The 952-nt window shown below is 66.8% G+C and carries 1 pseudogene; it reads left to right on the top strand.

From position 1 onward, the window contains the following. Positions 1-19: 19 nt before the first annotated feature. A pseudogene (locus tag NVV99_RS26295) lies at positions 20-952 on the top strand (helicase); the annotation flags it as partial.

Here is a 952-nt window from a genome sequence, read left to right as displayed (position 1 = left end):
GTTCGACGGCAGCGACGCAGTGGCGACCAAGACGGCGATCTTCACCGAGGACACCACCCCGTTCAAGGACAAGGCCGCCAGCGCCGCCGACGTCGACGAAGCGCTGGCGATCAGCTTCGACGAGCTCGGACACATCTCGCCGCAGCGAGTCGCCGAGCTGCTGAACATGTCCGTCGAGGACGCGCTCGAGCAGGCTCAGGGGAAGATCTATCCGTCCCTGCACGACGCCGACCGGTGGGAATTGGCCACCGTGGCCCTGTCCGGGCAGGTGCGAGACAAGCTGGCGCGGGCGACGATCAAAGCCGGCGACGATCCTCGCTACGCGCCGCTGGTGGAGGCACTGGCAGAGGTGGTGCCGCCGGATGTGGATCCCGCCGAGATCGGGGTGCGCATCGGCGCGACCTGGGTGCCGATCGAGGACTACCGCGCGTTCTTGGTCGAGGAGTTCGGGCTGCGCCCGGACCGGCTGACCGTCGAACACGATCAGATCAGCGGACACTGGCAGATCACCACCGATCAGCGCAGCCGCCACGAATTCTCCGGTGGCTACCCGGACAAGTACGGCAGTGCCCGGCTGCCGGGCGTGAAGATGGTCGAGCTGCTCGCCAACAACAAGCCGGTCCAGGTCAACAAGACCGGCGACGAGCTCGAACGCTCCCCGAAGCCGCGGTTCCACGTCAAGCTCACCGAGCAGGCGCAAGCCTCGGCCGCAGCCTTGCAGGAGCGGTTCGAACAATGGCTGTGGGAGGACGGCGACCGCTATGTGCGCCTGGCCCGCATCTTCAACGAGCGCTACAACTCCTACGTCAAGCCGGTCCACGACGCCAGCACCAAGTCGTTCCCCGGCATGAACGGCAAGTACACGCCGTACGACTACCAGGCCGCCGCCGTGACACGGTTCCTGCACGACGAGACGATCCTGCTCGACCACGTGGTCGGGGCCGGCAAGACC

The organism is Rhodococcus sp. PAE-6 (assembly GCF_025290685.1).
Lineage (GTDB): Bacteria > Actinomycetota > Actinomycetes > Mycobacteriales > Mycobacteriaceae > Rhodococcus > Rhodococcus pyridinivorans.
The sequence above is the reverse complement of the archived record's forward strand: the minus strand, read 5'-3'. Positions and strand labels throughout refer to the sequence as shown.